Genomic DNA, 15,655 nt, shown 5'->3' on the forward strand with positions numbered 1-15,655 from the left:
GATAGAAACGATAAATGGAGAGTGATTGCGTTGAAAAATAAAGCCAACCTAACACCAAAAGAGATCGTTGGACGCCTAAATCAATATATTGTTGGTCAAGAGGGAGCGAAAAAATCAGTTGCGATCGCTCTTCGGAATCGGTATCGTCGTAGCTTACTTGAAGACAAATTAAAAGATGAAGTAACACCTAAAAACATCCTAATGATTGGACCAACTGGCGTCGGTAAGACGGAAATCGCTCGTCGTCTTGCCAAGCTTGTAGGTGCCCCTTTTATAAAAGTTGAAGCGACAAAGTTTACAGAAGTTGGATATGTTGGACGTGATGTTGAATCGATGGTACGTGATTTAGTTGAATCGAGTGTACGGATCGTCAAGGAAGAGAAAATGGAAGGTGTTAGGGAACAAGCACTTGAACAAGCGAATGAACGTTTAGTGGAATTATTAGCTCCTTCTAAGAAGAAACAAAGCTCATCGTATAAGAATCCTTTCGAAATGATTTTTGGAAATCAGCCTGGAAGTCAGCAGCCTACAGATGATTCAACTACTGAAGAAGAGGGTATCAAGGAACAAAGAAGGAGAGTTGCTCATCAACTTGCTTTAGGTGAATTAGAAGATCGTATGGTCACCATTGAAGTGGAAGAACAAACTCAAAATTTCATGGATATGTTTCAAGGTGCGGGCATGGAACAAATGGGCATGAACATGCAAGATATGCTTGGAGGTATGATCCCTAAAAAGCGCAAGAAGCGTAAAATGGCTGTAAGTGATGCAAGAGGTACTCTAGCTGAAGAAGAGGCTCAAAAGCTCATCGACATGGATGAGGTGACACAACTTGCAGTAGAGCGTGCTGAACAATTAGGTATTATCTTTATTGATGAGATTGATAAAGTAGCAGGTAAATCTTCAGGACAATCTGCTGATGTTTCAAGAGAAGGCGTTCAAAGAGATATATTACCAATTGTGGAAGGGTCGACCATTGTAACAAAGTACGGAGCGGTTAAAACAGACCATATCCTTTTCATAGGTGCAGGTGCCTTTCATATTGCAAAGCCATCTGATTTAATTCCAGAATTACAAGGACGTTTTCCGATTCGTGTAGAGCTTAAGAACTTAACAGTAGATGATTTTGTGAGGATCTTAGTAGAGCCTGATAATGCGTTATTAAAACAATATTCAGCTCTTTTACAAACAGAAGGTATAAAAGTTACATTTACTGACGATGCTGTTCGTAAGATTGCGACAATTGCTACAGAGGTCAATCAAGATACCGAAAACATTGGTGCAAGAAGACTTCATACCATGCTTGAGAAATTGCTAGAAGATCTCTCATATGAAGCAGCGGATATTACGCTGGAAGAAATAGTGATTACACCTGAATACGTTGAAGAAAAATTAGCAACAATTGCGAAAAATCGCGACTTAAGCCAGTATATTTTATAGGATTCCTAGGAGGAGATTTGATATGAATTTATTATCAAGAACAAGAAAAATCAATGAAATGTTACAAAAATCTGGAGGACAACACGTAAACTTTAAGGATATGGCTGAAACATTACGTGATGCAATCAGTGCAAATATATTCGTAGTAAGCCGTCGAGGTAAGCTACTTGGATTTGCTATTAAACAAGAGATTGAAAATGAGCGTATGAAAAAAATGTTAGAAGATCGCCAGTTCCCTGAAGAGTATACAGGTGGTTTATCAAAAGTAGAAGAAACGTCTCCAAACTTAGATATTAATAGTGAGTACACAGCATTCCCTGTAGAGAACAAAGATTTGTTCCAACATGGATTAACGACGATTGTGCCGATCCTAGGTGGAGGTCAACGCTTAGGTACATTAGTACTTGCTCGTTTAAATGATTCATTTAGCGATGATGATTTGATTTTAGCTGAATACGGTGCAACTGTAGTAGGAATGGAAATCCTTCATGAAAAGACGCAAGAGATTGAAGAAGAAGCGCGTAGTAAAGCGGTTGTTCAAATGGCTATTAGTTCACTATCATACAGTGAATTAGAAGCAGTTGAGCATATCTTCCAAGAACTTGATGGCAAAGAAGGATTACTTGTAGCTAGTAAAATTGCCGACCGTGTAGGAATTACTCGTTCAGTTATTGTAAATGCTCTTCGTAAATTAGAAAGTGCAGGGGTTATCGAATCTCGTTCTCTTGGTATGAAAGGGACGTATATCAAAGTATTAAACGATAAATTCTTAATGGAACTTGAGAAGATCAAAACAAAGTAATAAATGAACGTATAGTCTAAAAAAGACCACTTTTAAGTGGTCTTTTTTTTGTGAGTATATTTACCTATAAGAGAAAACACTCATTTATATGTTAAAAAAATGTAAAAAAATTAGGCCGAAAAAATTATCAATGAATCTATACTAAGAGATAATCAGAAATATTTGTGACTAAAGTATGTTAAAATTGGTGGTTCTTTATCATCTAATCTAAAATCCTCACAAACTTCATTAGACTTTTAGGGACATATTGATTACAATTTTCGTAGTGAGTTTTGTGTGAAAATATGTATAAAATTGTTTAGATAGAAAGAATTTAATTGAAAAACATGGAATTATGTCGAAAGGTGTGACGAGATTGAATTTATTTTCTAATTCAACCTTTAACGTTTTAGAAAGAGGTTTGGATGGTTCTCAAATGCGTCAGCATGCGATTTCTCAAAATGTAGCAAATGCTGGAACACCTAATTACCAAGCTAAAACGGTTAGTTTTAAACATACATTAAATGAAGCTATTGGAAATCAGTTACAGGCGACGAAAACAAATAGTAAACACGTCGACTTTAGTTCTAATAAACCAGGACCTACTGTACAAGTGAATCAAAATACTACATATAACCATAATGGGAACAATGTCGATATTGATTTGGAGATGGCCGAATTAGCAAAAAACCAAATTTATTACAATGCATTAATTGATCGGATGAATGGGAGATTTCAAAGTTTACAGACGGTTATTAGAGGAGGTAACTAATCTTGACGATTTTTGGTGGTTTTAATACGAGTTCCTCTGCATTAACAACGCAACGTCTCCGAATGGACGTGATTTCATCTAATATGGCAAATGCTGAAACAACTCGTGCACAGCAAGTTAATGGAGAGTGGGTACCTTATAGAAGAAAAATGGTCGTTGTAGAACCAAATCAGAAAACACCATTCTCTTCCTATTTACATACAGCAATGGGGCAAAAAGGAGAGATTGGATCTGGCGTGAAGGCATCAGCAATTGTAGAGGATCAAAATCCTTTCAAGCTTGTCTATGATCCTAGTCATCCAGATGCAAACGTAGAAGGATATGTACAATTACCAAATGTAGACCCTTTACGTGAAATGGTTGACTTGACGACTGCGACAAGATCGTATGAGGCAAATGTCACGACGTTAAACGCTACGAAAAATATGCTGATGAAAGCACTTGAAATAGGAAGATAGGTGGGAAGTTAGATGGATATTAACAGGGTATCATCACCTTTTATGGTGCAAAATCAGCTAGGGCTAGTCAGTCAAATGAACCATACCCCTGCACAAGCTGGAGCAACATTTAAAAAAGCTTTAACGGAAGCTGTTCAAAATGTAAATGAACTTCAAAACGTTTCTGCTTTAAAAACAGAGCAATTAGCGCGAGGGGAAATTACTAATTTACATGATGTAATGATTACAGGCCAAAAAGCGTCTGTAGCATTACAAGCTACTGTGGAAGTTCGAAATAAAGTGATTGAATCTTATCAAGAAATTATGAGAATGCAAGTCTAATTGTTCTAAGAACATAATCGTGCATGAAGTAATTGGCTTTGTAGGTTGTAGGAGGGCGCATGAACGAGAAATTTGTACTTTATAAGCAGAAAGTAACAGAATATTGGAGCGGTCGTACGAGCAAGCAGAAGAATATCATCTTAATCTCGCTAGTCGCCGCTGCTCTATTACTTGTTTTTATCTTATTTTTAGGAAATAGAACGAATAACGTCCCTCTTTACAGTAATTTAACCCTACAAGAAACTGGGCAAATTAAAGAAACGTTAGATGCTAGAGGGATTCCTGCTGAAATTTCAGACAACGGAACGACTATTTTAGTTCCTGAAGTTCAAGTAGATAGTCTTAAAGTAGACTTAGCAGCAGAAGGTATACCTAGAAGTGGAAGTATTGATTATAGTTTCTTCCAAGATCAAATGGGCTTTGGTATGACGGATAATGAATTTTCTGTTATGGAAAGAGGTTTGATGCAAACTGAACTAGCGGATTTGATCCGTAATATCAATGGTGTAAATCATGCTAATGTCATGATTACCTTACCAGAGGAAAGTGTGTGGCTAAATACAACTCAAGAGGCTGCAACTGCTTCTGTTATTGTAGATTTAGCGCCTGGATACCAACTAGATCAAAACCAAGTAAAGGCACTTTATCACTTAGTATCAAAAAGTGTTCCAAATCTTCCTATAGAGAATATCGTCATAATGAACCAAATGTTTGAGGATTATTTTTACGATAATGATGGAAATCAAACAACAACGTTATCAGCATTTGAACAGCAAAGGTCGATCCAACGTGAAATTGAGAGAGATCTAACAAGAAATTTACAAAGAATGCTAGGTACCGTCGTTGGTCAAGATAAGGTGTTAGTGTCAGTTACGACTGATATTGATTTCACTCAAGAAAATCGACAAGAAACATTGGTAGAGCCTGTTGATACTGAAAATATTGAAGGTATTGCAGTAAGTATTGAACGAATCACCGAAACGTACACCGGTGAAGGCACACCTCCAGGCGGGGTAGAAGGTACTGGCGAAGGCATTCCGAACTTCCCAGGTGCTGTAGGTCAAGGTGATTCAGAATATGAACGAACAGAAGATCGAATTAACAACGAAGTGAATCGAATTAATCGAGACATCGTAGAAAGCCCATATAAAATCAGAGACTTAGGAATTCAGGTAATGGTAGAACCTCCAGAAGGAATGGACGTCTTACCACAAGAGAGATTAGATGATATCCAACAAATTCTAGGAACGGTTGTACGGACGAGTATTTCAGGTGTATATGCTGATGAGCTAACAGAAGCAGGAATTAATGAAAAGATTTTTGTCTCGTCCCAACCATTTGAAGGAAAAGCCGAAATCGGTGAGCAAACACAAACCATCATTCCTGTATGGATGTACGTTGCTGCAGGAATTTTAGTCGTTATCATTCTATTATTACTCTTTTTATTAGCTAAAAAGCGAAAACGTGAAGTAGAGGAAGAAGAGTACGTGATCGAACAAACAGCGGCCGTCGTACCAGACCTTCCTAATGAGGATATGAGCGAGAAGGCAACAAAACGCAAACAATTAGAGAAAATGGCAAAAGAAAAACCAGATGAATTTTCAAAACTTCTTCGTACATGGTTATCTGAGGATTAGGAGGGAAGACTTTTGGCACAGTCAACTAAAAAAGGGTTAACAGGTAAGCAAAAAGCAGCAATCCTCCTGATCTCACTTGGACCAGATGTATCTGCACAAGTGTATAAGCATTTGTCTGAGGAGGAAATTGAACAATTAACGCTTGAAATTGCAAATGTTCGTAAAGTAGATAGCGAAATGAAAGAAGATATATTAGAGCAATTTCATTCATTAGTCTTAGCTCAAGACTATATTGCTCAGGGTGGAATTGGATATGCGAAAAGTATTTTAGAAAAAGCGCTTGGAGAAGCGAATGCGATGGATATTATTAATCGTTTGACTTCTACCTTGCAAGTACGTCCATTTGATTTTGCTAGAAAATCAGATCCATCTCAAATTTTAAATTTTATTCAAAATGAACATCCGCAGACGATTGCCTTAATTTTAAGTTATTTAGATTCTGTTCAGGCAGGACAAATCCTCTCAGAGCTACCACAAGAAGTGCAAGCTGATGTAGCAAAAAGAATTGCTTTAATGGATAGTACCTCGCCTGAGATTATAAATGAAGTAGAATCGATCTTAGAGCAAAAGCTTTCATCTACTATGACACAAGATTACACCGAAGCAGGCGGAATTGAGGCTGTGGTAGATGTCTTAAACAGCGTAGATCGATCAACGGAGCGAACGATCTTAGACGCCCTTGAGATTCAAGACCCTGAATTAGCAGAAGAGATTAAAAAGAGAATGTTTGTATTTGAGGATATCGTGACACTAGATAATCGTTCGATTCAAAGAGTCATCCGCGATGTTGAAAATGAAGACCTGCAATTATCTCTTAAAGTGGCGAGTGATGAGGTCAAAGAAATTGTATTTGGAAATATGTCTCAACGAATGGCTGAAGCATTTAAAGATGAGATGGAATTTATGGGGCCTGTTCGATTACGTGATGTGGAAGAAGCTCAAACGAGAATCGTGGCTGTCATAAGACGCCTAGAGGAAGCAGGGGAGATCGTCATTGCACGTGGCGGAGGAGATGATGTCATTGTCTAGAATCATCAAATCAAGTCATTTCCCTTCTTCTGATAAAGAAGCTAAAAAAATTACGATTAAAAAGTTGTTTCAACATGAAACGTTTCAACCTTTAATAGGACATGAAGCTCCCGGGGAAGAACAGCAAGTTATCCCAATCAATCAATCGGATACAGAAGCAGCGATCGCTCAACGTCTAAAAGAAAGTGAAGAACAAGCAAACAAACTTATAAGTGAAGCGAAAGCCGCAATTAAGAAGATGTATGATCAACTAGAGCTCGATCAAGTAGAGGCGCATAATCAGCAACAATTAGCTTATCAAGAAAAGCAAGAGCAAGGATACCAAGAAGGTTTAATAAATGGTAGAAATGATGGATTCAAAGAGTACGCTTCCGTTATTGAAGAAGCAAATAGTGTGATTATGAGTGCGAAAGATGAATACTACAAAATCATTGAGCGAGCTGAACCAGTCATCGTTGAGTTAGCTGTAGAATTATGCCATCGAATGATCGGCACTCAATTAAAGGAAGAAGCGACTACATGGAATCGATTAGTTCAACAAGTGATCAAAGAAGTTCAAGAGCATGAAGAAGTGAAAATTTACGTTCATCCTTCCTGGTATGAGAGAACTAGACAGCAAAAAGAAGAGTTACAGAGTTTAGTTACTCATACAGAAGAGCTGTACATTTATGCAGATCACGGGCTTTCGGAAAATGGGTGTATAATTGAAACGAAATTTGGCAGAATCGATGCGACAATTGACCATCAGCTTAATGAACTAAAACAACAACTACTCTTAAGACTTGAGGAGGTAGGACATGAAAACCAAGTCACTGATTAAATCAGTCCACACTATTTCTCCTTATAAATGGTATGGAAAAGTAGTACGTGTTGTTGGCTTGATGATTGAATCGGTTGGTCCGATTGCATCAATTGGTGATCTTTGTTATATCCTCGTTGGGAAGAACCAAAAAACAAAAGTACGGGCAGAGGTTGTTGGCTTTAGAGATGAGCATGTTTTGTTAATGCCCCTAAATGGTGTAGCTGAAATTTCTCCTGGAAGTTTAGTGGAAGCAACCGGGAAGCCTCTTCAGATTAAAGTAGGAACCGGTTTGATAGGAAAAGTAGTGGATGGTTGCGGTGAACTCTTAGATGAGAGCGCCTTACCACGAGGGTTGACCTCCTTTCCAACGGACAACCAACCTCCTAATCCATTAAAAAGGCCTCGTATTGAAGAGAAGATGAATCTAGGAGTCAGAGCAATCGATAGTTTGTTTACAGTCGGAAAAGGTCAGCGTATTGGTATTTTCGCAGGGAGTGGGGTAGGAAAGAGTACCTTACTTGCAATGCTTGCGAAACATTCCTCTGCAGATATAAATGTCATAGCCTTAATTGGTGAGCGTGGACGTGAAGTGAAAGATTTTATTGAAAGAGATTTAGGAGAAGAGGGCTTAAGGCGCACCATTTTAGTTGTAGCAACCTCTGATCAACCAGCTTTAATGAGAATTAAAGGTGCGATGACTGCTACAGCCATCGCGGAGTATTTTAGGAATCAAGGATTTGATGTCAATTTAATGATGGATTCGGTTACTCGTTTTGCGATGGCGCAGCGGGAGGTAGGGCTGGCTATTGGAGAACCTCCTACTACAAAAGGGTATACACCATCTGTATTTGCGATGTTACCAAAGCTCTTAGAACGCTCTGGTACGGATGCTAAAGGAAGTGTAACGGCTTTTTATACCGTATTAGTAGATGGGGACGATATGAATGAACCAATTGCTGATGCGGTACGAGGGATACTTGACGGTCACTTAGTGCTTGATCGCCGTCTCGCTAATAGAGGACAGTTCCCTGCTATTAATGTATTGAAAAGTGTAAGTCGGCTTATGCCTGATTTAGCTGATGATAAACATAGACAAGCAGCTGATCGAGTGAGGAAGTTATTAGTTACATATGAAGAAGCAGAAGATTTAATAAACATTGGTGCTTATAAGCGAGGATCTTCTAAAGAAATTGATGAAGCTATTGCAGCTTACCCTATGATTATCTCCTTTCTTACTCAAGCGACAAATGAAATGATGACAATCGATGAATCTACAAATTTGTTAATGAAACAATTCGGGTGAGGTGTGTATAGGTGTCTTTTGATTTTACCCTACAAAAAGTGATGAATCTAAAGGAACAGGAACGTCAAACAAGCCAAAATCAATACACAGAAGCAATGGATCAATTTGAACGTGTCGCTACAGAGCTTTATGACTTACTGAAAAAGAAGGAAAATCTTGAAGAAGCAGGTAGGGAAAAAGTAGCGAAAGGCATTTCGATTTATGAGCTTCAATCAAGCCAATCCCAATTACTTCGTATGCAGCAAGCGATTAATGAACAGCAACGAACGACACAGCGAGCAAGGGAACGGATGACTATGAAGCAACAAGATATGGTGAAGCATTCAATCGAATTCAAAAAATATGAAAAATTAAAGCAAGTTAAATTTGAACAGTACAAAAAAGAGCAAACTCGTCTTGAAAACGAACAAATGGATGACATTGCCATTCAACTTTTTCAAAAGCGTTGAAATTAGGTGAAAGAACATGAGCAAAAAAGAAAAAACGACAAGTGCATTTCAAATGTTTGTTCTTGTCATCTTTATACCAGTCATTTTTGGGATCATTTTTTTTAGTGTCATTCTAAATATCATTGGGTTTGATGTATGGGGACAGGCCAAACAAGTAAGCTCATCTATACCTTATGTATCTAGTTTATTTAAAGAACAAGAAGAAGAAATAGAAGTAGAGATGGTTACAAACCACATTGAAGCGAGTGAAGAGCAGCAAAATGAAATTTCCTCGCTAGAGCAACAGTTGGCTGAACGTAATGAACGAGTAAGAGAGCTTGAAACTGAGAAATTAGAGTTAGAGCAAAAATTGCTCGTTGAGCAAGAAATGTCTAATAGAGCTACCAAGGAGCTAACAGAGATAGCCAAAACATATGAGGCTATGTCTGCTAAAAATGCAGCAGCTATCTTATCTGAGCTACAAACCGAAGAGGCTCTTCTTCATCTCTCACAACTATCTACTGATTCAAGAGCTGCAATCTTAGCAAAAATGGAAGCCTCAAGGGCAGCAGAATTGATGAGTCGTTTGACGAATCAATAAGAGTGAAAGGAGGTGAAGAAGTGAACGCAGTTATGGCAATGCTTACCCCTACATCAACCGCGGCATCTCATTCATCAATGAAGGTCGGTGCAGGGCTACCGAACTCAGGGCAGTTCGCACAACTATTAGGAAGTCAGTCTGCACCAGATGTGATGCTGATGACGGAACCTGAAACACCGTCATTCGATGTAATGAATTGGCTTCAGTCATTATTAGAGCAAGACATTGAAATTGATCAAGATGAATTGCTAAAGGATGAAACGATACAGACATTACTTTCGTTTCTGCCAGAGAGTTGGCAAGAAGAACTTGCTGAATGGTTGAACCTTAATGAATCTTTAGAAATGACGGTTCGTATTAATGAAACGTTGATTGAGGATATGCCAGGTTGGTCGGATGAACAATTAATTGTGGCTGGTCTCGTCATTAGTCAAATAATCGAGAACAAAGCAGTTCAACGATCATCTTCCATACTTTCAAAAGAAGTAAACAACGTATTGGTTCAACTTTTCCCAATGCTTAGAACTGATCAGCAAATGGATAGAATGGATCTAAAGATTGAAAGGATCGTTGGGCAATTACAACGATTAGTAGAGGAAATGACGCAAATTTCCAAAGGGACTTTGCGTGCTATGAATCTGCCTATAAAGCAAGATTCGACTAACGAACCATTATTTATAAATGCTCTACAAAAGTTAATGATCGAAAAAGAGGACAAGATCTCTTCTTTCATACGGTCAGGAGTGAACAAGCAACCAAATCAAGGTTTGCTGTTGCCACAATTTGGGCTTGATGCAGGGCAAATGATGACTAGAATTCAGCAAGCAGTCATTCATATTGGAGAACAGCTCCCAAAAGAAGTGCAACAAGAACAACTGTTAAAGCAATTTCAACAATTAATGCAACGAGGAGTATTTAAAGCAAATGAAGCGGGAATCAATCATTTTTCTGTGAAACTCTTCCCAGCCCATTTAGGAAGGCTTGATATCCAGTTAACGCAAATTGAAGGTGTGTTAGTGGCAAAACTACTAACAAGTTCAGCAACTGCAAAAGAACTCGTGGAGTCTCAGCTGCAACACCTCCGTCAAGCATTTACCAATCAACAATTAAATGTTGAAAGGGTTGAAGTTGTCAATCAGCACCAAACAAGTATTAAGGATGATCAATCTTCCAATAAAGACCAAAAGAGAGACAATCAAGAAAAACATGATGCAGAATCAGAAGATGAGAACGATTCTTTTCGAGCCTTTTTGGAAGAATTAACGATTAACGAAAAAGTGTAGGTGATGAGTATGACTACGATTAACGAAAGTTACTTTCTTCAAAATAAGCCTAAACCAACGTCTACAACTGGTCAAAGTGCACTTGGTAAAGACGATTTCTTAAAACTATTAATCACTCAACTTCAAAATCAAGATCCATCTAATCCTATGGATGATCGTGAATTTATTGCCCAAATGGCACAATTCTCATCTCTTGAGCAAATGACGAATATGAACAAGACGATTCAAAAATTTGTCGATACTCAAACAAGTCAAAGCCTTGTTCAATTTAGTGAATTGATTGGAAAAGAAGTGAAATGGGTTCAGGAAGTCGATGTGGATGATTATCGAACAGAGCTTCAATACAGCGATAATAAAGTTCAATCAGTCAAAGTAGAATTTGACGGCACGATCCGAATTTTACTAGATAATAATCGTTGGATTCATCATGAACAGCTTACTCAAGTAAGTGGCGATCAAAATCAAGGAACAAACAAGCCGAGTGAAAAGGAAAGTGAAACTAGTTAGTAAAGGATGTGTATAAATGAATAAAGGGTTTCAAATTCAACCTATTCATTCCCTTCCGAAACCTTTTTCTAAGAAAGAAATCCCCAAAAGGCAAGTAACTGACACCTCTTTCCAAACGGTATTGAATAATCAATTACATCTACCAAACTCTTTAAAAGTAAGTAGACATGCGACAGAGAGAATGGATAAAAGAGGAATTGAAATTGATTCGGCAAAATGGAAGGCGATTTCAGAAAAAGTAGCGGAAGCAAAACAAAAAGGGATCACGGATTCTTTGGTCATAACTGATAACGCGACACTCGTCGTAAGTGCTAAAAACAATACAGTTATAACCGTATTGGACCGTAATGAAGCAAAGGCTCAGATATTTACAAATATTAACGGAACGATTTTGATGGACTAAAAGGCTGGACCCTACTGGGAGGCCATCGCTGCCGAATGATAGAAGCAGCATACACTAAAAGGAGTGACATACATGTTACGTTCAATGTACTCAGGAATTTCAGGAATGAGAAACTTTCAAACAAAGTTAGATGTGATTGGGAACAACATTTCAAACGTAAACACATTCGGCTTTAAAAAAGGTCGTGCAACATTTAAAGATATGGTGAGCCAACAAATTGCTGGTGCTACAGGGCCAGGTGCTGGCCGCGGGGGTGTCAATGCAAGACAAGTAGGATTAGGTTCACAAATTGCGAGTGTCGATACGATTCACACCCAAGGAAGCTTACAAAATACGAACCGTGCGCTAGACTTAGGGATTTCAGGAGATGGCTTCTTTACGGTAGCTGATGGACCAATCAATTATTACACACGAGCAGGGAATTTTTATTTGGATCAAGCGGGCGATATTGTCAATTCAGATGGTTTGTACTTACAAGGGGCTGCTGGTAATATCAATATTCCGCCTACAGCTCAAAGCTTTAGTGTAGGGGCAGATGGGATCGTAAGCTACATTAATGAAACTGGAGACTTAGCTACAGCTGGAACGGTTCAGCTTTCTAACTTCGCCAATCCAGAAGGCTTAACAAAAGCTGGAGAAAACCTGTACTTACAATCAACTAACTCAGGTCCAGCCAATTTATTCGGACCAGGTAATGGTGGTACAGGAACACTCGTCGCTGGTACGCTTGAAATGTCTAACGTTGATTTATCAGAGGAATTTACTGAAATGATCGTAGCACAGCGAGGGTTCCAGGCGAATACTCGTATTATCACAACGTCAGATGAAATATTACAAGAACTTGTTAATTTGAAGCGTTAATAGGTACCGTTCAGGCGGCAGTTTAGGTTCACTTAAATTATCTTATAAGTGGAGGAGGTTTGGGCTATGGTTAACCACCTAGCCCATCCATATTCTTATGATTAAATTAATTCGCTTAAATGGGCAACCATTCATGCTTAATGCCTTATTGATTGAACAAGTAGAAGCTTTTCCAGACACGACGATTACATTAGTTAATGGAAAGAAAATCGTCGTTAAAGATGAGCTTGAAGACGTGTTTAAACGTATTAATCAGTGTTACAAAGAAATTGGTCTTATAGCATCTCATACAGATTTGGAGGGCTCTTGATTTGTTTAAAAATAAGCTCGTGAACATCATGCTTATCATTCTTATTGCACTAACATTAGTCGGAGTCATTACTCTTGTTCTATTCAATCATTTTACGAAGCAGCCTGAAGCGAGTGCTGAGCCAACGATTGATGAGATTATTGCCCAATCTTATGTGACTGATGAAATTACAACCAATCTCCTATCAAATGATTTCGTCCGTACGCAATTTCATATTCATGTTGATAGTAAAGAAGCATTAAAAGAAATCGAAAAGCGAGATTTTCAAGTCGAAAATATTATTTTGCGCACTTTATCAGGTAAAAAATCTCCTGAGCTCTCGGGTTCAGTAGGGATTGAAGAATTAGAAATAGAAATACGCGATCAAATTAATCAACTTCTGCAAGATGGATCTGTTGTGCAGGTTTATACAACTAGTTGGGTTATTCAATAGTTGATGGTTGTTTATAACATTGTGTAGATAGATTGAGAGGTGAGGCTCTTGGCTGACATTTTATCACAAGGTGAGATAGATGCTTTGTTATCGGCACTTTCTACTGGAGAAATGGATGCTGATGAACTCAAGAAAGAAGAAACTGAAAAGAAAATAAAAGTGTACGATTTCAAGCGAGCACTACGCTTCTCAAAGGATCAAGTTCGTAGTTTATCTCGTATACATGAAAATTTTGCACGATTGTTGACGACCTACTTCTCAGCTCAGCTTCGGACGTTTGTTCAAATTTCAGTAGCATCGGTTGATCAACTTCCTTATGAGGAATTTATTCGTTCGATACCAAAGATGACGATTTTAAATGTGTTTGAACCGTATCCATTAGAAGGTCGTCTTTTAATGGAAGTGAACCCTAATATTGCGTATGCTATGCTCGATCGATTGCTTGGTGGAAAAGGTGTAAGCATTAATAAGGTTGAAAATTTAACAGAGATTGAGACACGTATCATGTCTCAGCTGTTTCAACGCACATTAGATAGTTTTCAAGAAGCATGGAGCACAGTGGTCGAAATGGATCCTGTGATGGAAGAAATTGAAGTTAATCCGCAATTTCTGCAAATGGTTTCCCCTAATGAAACGGTTGTTGTGATTTCACTATCGACCACAATAGCGGAAACATCAGGGATGATTAATATTTGTCTCCCGCATGTGGTCTTAGAAGATGTATTACCTAAGCTTTCCGTTCATTACTGGATGCAAGAAAAGAAAAAACAGCATCAACCAGGTGAAAAAGAAGCGATTGAAGCGAAGATCAAAAAAGCACCACTGCTGCTTCAATCTGAACTTGGGCGTTCTGAAATAACAATCCAGGAGTTCTTAAACTTAGGTGTTGGTGATGTCATTGAACTAAATCAATTAATAAACGAACCACTCCTTGTAACGGTCGGAGGAGAAAAGAAGTTCCACGCTCAACCAGGAAAGATGAAAAATAAAATGGCCGTTCAAGTAACGGATGTAATTGAGGAGGCAGATGATGATGAATGATGACATGCTTTCCCAAGACGAAATAAATGAACTACTTAAAGGCATTGGTAATGAAGATGATCAAGTAGACGAAACAAAGGAACAACAAGCCCCGTCATCCTCTAATTTGATTATTGGTGATTACTTAACAGATATCGAACAGGATGCCCTAGGAGAGATCGGGAACATTTCATTCGGGAGTGCAGCTACCGCGCTATCTACTTTATTAAATCAAAAGGTTGAAATTACAACGCCTACACTCTCTTTAATCGAAAGTGAAAAACTAGAGTCAGAGTTTCCACAACCTCATGTAGCGGTTCATGTTGAATATACTGAGGGCTTTGAAGGGATGAATTTGCTAGTCATCAAAACGGGCGATGCAGCCATTATTGCTGATCTGATGCTTGGTGGTGATGGAATCAATCCAGCAAGCGAACTCTCGGATATGCATGTCAGTGCTGTTCAAGAAGCAATGAATCAAATGATGGGTTCTGCTTCTACGTCCATGTCAACGGTTTTCAACAAACGTGTAGATATCTCCCCACCAGGAATTGACCTGATGGATTTAAAACATAATGTAGGCACATCAAATGTTCCAGGCGATAAAATTTTAGTGAAAATCTCATTCCGCTTAAAGGTCGGAGAACTGATCGACTCAAACATTATGCAACTTGTAACGGTTACTTTTGCAAAAGGGCTAGTGAATGACTTAATGAACCCAATGGATGAAGAGCTACCAGTAGATGAAAGCTTTCCAGAAATAGAAATGCCACAAGAACCGTCAACACAAGCAGAAACAAGACAGATCGAGTCACCACGAGAAGAAGGTATGACTCAATCAAGTTACCCTGAGCCCACTCAAGCAAGTTCGCATTCAAGGGAACAGCAACATATAGGTTCAGGTATGCATAGTGTTAATGGGCGTCAGAGTGATGTTCAACCAGCAGCATTCTCAAACTTTGAACCAGCACCTTTATCCAATCATGAATCAAATAATTTAAATATGTTGTTAGACATTCCTTTGCAAGTAACAGTCGAGTTAGGTCGGACAAAAAGATCGATTAAAGAAATTCTTGAATTAGGTCAAGGGTCCATTATTGAGCTAGATAAGCTTGCTGGTGAACCGGTCGATATCCTTGTGAACCAAAAGCTCATTGCCAAAGGTGAAGTGGTTGTAATTGAGGAGAACTTCGGTGTCCGTGTAACGGATATTGTTAGTCAAGAAGATCGGATTCGTAATCTGAAATAAATTGGAGAGAAGAGGGA

19 protein-coding genes are annotated in these 15,655 nt (G+C 38.5%); all 19 read left to right on the top strand.

From position 1 onward, the window contains the following. The first annotated feature begins 30 nt into the window (after window positions 1-30). The 19 genes from hslU to fliY all read left to right on the top strand — a co-directional run bounded on the left by hslU (window position 31) and on the right by fliY (window position 15,638). A complete protein-coding gene (gene hslU / locus AB3N04_RS18505; RefSeq protein WP_317122605.1) occupies window positions 31-1,440 on the top strand; it encodes an ATP-dependent protease ATPase subunit HslU in 1,410 nt (469 codons plus the stop codon). A 22-nt stretch (window positions 1,441-1,462) separates the two neighbouring features. Continuing rightward, window positions 1,463-2,242 (top strand): GTP-sensing pleiotropic transcriptional regulator CodY, encoded by a 780-nt coding sequence (gene codY, locus AB3N04_RS18510; RefSeq protein ID WP_368504049.1) that lies wholly within the window; start codon window positions 1,463-1,465, stop codon window positions 2,240-2,242. A 355-nt stretch (window positions 2,243-2,597) separates the two neighbouring features. Beyond that, window positions 2,598-2,993, top strand: a complete 396-nt coding sequence (gene flgB / locus AB3N04_RS18515; protein ID WP_368504050.1) for a flagellar basal body rod protein FlgB — start codon at window positions 2,598-2,600, stop codon at window positions 2,991-2,993. Window positions 2,994-2,995: 2 nt separating this feature from the next. Further along, a complete protein-coding gene (gene flgC / locus AB3N04_RS18520) occupies window positions 2,996-3,451 on the top strand; it encodes a flagellar basal body rod protein FlgC (RefSeq protein WP_368504051.1) in 456 nt (151 codons plus the stop codon). A 12-nt stretch (window positions 3,452-3,463) separates the two neighbouring features. Continuing rightward, entirely contained in the window at window positions 3,464-3,772 is a 309-nt protein-coding gene (gene fliE / locus AB3N04_RS18525; RefSeq protein WP_368504052.1) for a flagellar hook-basal body complex protein FliE, read from the top strand. A gap of 59 nt (window positions 3,773-3,831) precedes the next feature. Continuing rightward, on the top strand, window positions 3,832-5,409 hold the full coding sequence (gene fliF, locus AB3N04_RS18530) for a flagellar basal-body MS-ring/collar protein FliF (RefSeq protein WP_368504053.1): 1,578 nt from the start codon (window positions 3,832-3,834) through the stop codon (window positions 5,407-5,409). A 12-nt stretch (window positions 5,410-5,421) separates the two neighbouring features. Continuing rightward, window positions 5,422-6,438 (top strand): flagellar motor switch protein FliG, encoded by a 1,017-nt coding sequence (gene fliG / locus AB3N04_RS18535; protein WP_317122610.1) that lies wholly within the window; start codon window positions 5,422-5,424, stop codon window positions 6,436-6,438. Next, window positions 6,431-7,258 carry a flagellar assembly protein FliH gene (fliH, locus tag AB3N04_RS18540; protein WP_368504054.1) on the top strand — a complete coding sequence of 276 codons (828 nt, stop codon included), beginning with the start codon at window positions 6,431-6,433 and terminating at the stop codon, window positions 7,256-7,258. Before fliG ends, fliH begins: the two co-directional genes overlap by 8 nt. Further along, window positions 7,236-8,543 (top strand): flagellar protein export ATPase FliI, encoded by a 1,308-nt coding sequence (gene fliI / locus AB3N04_RS18545; protein ID WP_368504055.1) that lies wholly within the window; start codon window positions 7,236-7,238, stop codon window positions 8,541-8,543. Before fliH ends, fliI begins: the two co-directional genes overlap by 23 nt. A gap of 11 nt (window positions 8,544-8,554) precedes the next feature. Next, window positions 8,555-8,992 carry a flagellar export protein FliJ gene (gene fliJ, locus AB3N04_RS18550; RefSeq protein WP_368504056.1) on the top strand — a complete coding sequence of 146 codons (438 nt, stop codon included), beginning with the start codon at window positions 8,555-8,557 and terminating at the stop codon, window positions 8,990-8,992. 16 nt (window positions 8,993-9,008) lie between these two features. Further along, on the top strand, window positions 9,009-9,572 hold the full coding sequence (locus tag AB3N04_RS18555; protein WP_368504057.1) for a MotE family protein: 564 nt from the start codon (window positions 9,009-9,011) through the stop codon (window positions 9,570-9,572). 20 nt (window positions 9,573-9,592) lie between these two features. Next, window positions 9,593-10,855 carry a flagellar hook-length control protein FliK gene (locus AB3N04_RS18560; protein ID WP_368504058.1) on the top strand — a complete coding sequence of 421 codons (1,263 nt, stop codon included), beginning with the start codon at window positions 9,593-9,595 and terminating at the stop codon, window positions 10,853-10,855. Window positions 10,856-10,864: 9 nt separating this feature from the next. Continuing rightward, entirely contained in the window at window positions 10,865-11,362 is a 498-nt protein-coding gene (gene flgD / locus AB3N04_RS18565) for a flagellar hook assembly protein FlgD (protein WP_368504059.1), read from the top strand. Between the two features lie 16 nt (window positions 11,363-11,378). Next, entirely contained in the window at window positions 11,379-11,765 is a 387-nt protein-coding gene (locus tag AB3N04_RS18570; RefSeq protein ID WP_368504060.1) for a TIGR02530 family flagellar biosynthesis protein, read from the top strand. Window positions 11,766-11,837: 72 nt separating this feature from the next. After that, window positions 11,838-12,626, top strand: coding sequence for a flagellar basal body rod protein FlgG (gene flgG, locus AB3N04_RS18575; RefSeq protein WP_368504061.1), 789 nt, complete (start codon window positions 11,838-11,840; stop codon window positions 12,624-12,626). Window positions 12,627-12,723: 97 nt separating this feature from the next. After that, window positions 12,724-12,936, top strand: coding sequence for a flagellar FlbD family protein (locus tag AB3N04_RS18580; protein WP_368504062.1), 213 nt, complete (start codon window positions 12,724-12,726; stop codon window positions 12,934-12,936). A 1-nt stretch (window position 12,937) separates the two neighbouring features. Continuing rightward, a complete protein-coding gene (gene fliL, locus AB3N04_RS18585; RefSeq protein ID WP_368504063.1) occupies window positions 12,938-13,369 on the top strand; it encodes a flagellar basal body-associated protein FliL in 432 nt (143 codons plus the stop codon). Between the two features lie 48 nt (window positions 13,370-13,417). Next, window positions 13,418-14,410 carry a flagellar motor switch protein FliM gene (gene fliM, locus AB3N04_RS18590; RefSeq protein ID WP_368504064.1) on the top strand — a complete coding sequence of 331 codons (993 nt, stop codon included), beginning with the start codon at window positions 13,418-13,420 and terminating at the stop codon, window positions 14,408-14,410. Continuing rightward, a complete protein-coding gene (gene fliY / locus AB3N04_RS18595; protein ID WP_368504065.1) occupies window positions 14,403-15,638 on the top strand; it encodes a flagellar motor switch phosphatase FliY in 1,236 nt (411 codons plus the stop codon). The genes fliM and fliY overlap by 8 nt, the downstream gene beginning before the upstream one ends. Window positions 15,639-15,655: the final 17 nt, after the last annotated feature.

It is taken from the genome of Alkalihalophilus sp. As8PL (assembly GCF_040939795.1).
In the GTDB taxonomy this organism is placed as follows: Bacteria; Bacillota; Bacilli; order Bacillales; family Bacillaceae_D; genus Alkalihalophilus; species Alkalihalophilus lindianensis.

Excerpts from the sequence above, each read along its gene's own strand:
- codY (WP_368504049.1), top strand. The coding sequence starts at position 1,463 with ATGAATTTATTATCAAGAACAAGAAAAATCAATGAAATGTTACAAAAA.
- fliE (WP_368504052.1), top strand. The coding sequence starts at position 3,464 with ATGGATATTAACAGGGTATCATCACCTTTTATGGTGCAAAATCAGCTA.
- fliF (WP_368504053.1), top strand. The coding sequence starts at position 3,832 with ATGAACGAGAAATTTGTACTTTATAAGCAGAAAGTAACAGAATATTGG.
- fliI (WP_368504055.1), top strand. The coding sequence starts at position 7,236 with ATGAAAACCAAGTCACTGATTAAATCAGTCCACACTATTTCTCCTTAT.
- AB3N04_RS18555 (WP_368504057.1), top strand. The coding sequence starts at position 9,009 with ATGAGCAAAAAAGAAAAAACGACAAGTGCATTTCAAATGTTTGTTCTT.
- flgD (WP_368504059.1), top strand. The coding sequence starts at position 10,865 with ATGACTACGATTAACGAAAGTTACTTTCTTCAAAATAAGCCTAAACCA.
- AB3N04_RS18570 (WP_368504060.1), top strand. The coding sequence starts at position 11,379 with ATGAATAAAGGGTTTCAAATTCAACCTATTCATTCCCTTCCGAAACCT.
- flgG (WP_368504061.1), top strand. The coding sequence starts at position 11,838 with ATGTTACGTTCAATGTACTCAGGAATTTCAGGAATGAGAAACTTTCAA.
- AB3N04_RS18580 (WP_368504062.1), top strand. The coding sequence starts at position 12,724 with ATGATTAAATTAATTCGCTTAAATGGGCAACCATTCATGCTTAATGCC.
- fliY (WP_368504065.1), top strand. The coding sequence starts at position 14,403 with ATGAATGATGACATGCTTTCCCAAGACGAAATAAATGAACTACTTAAA.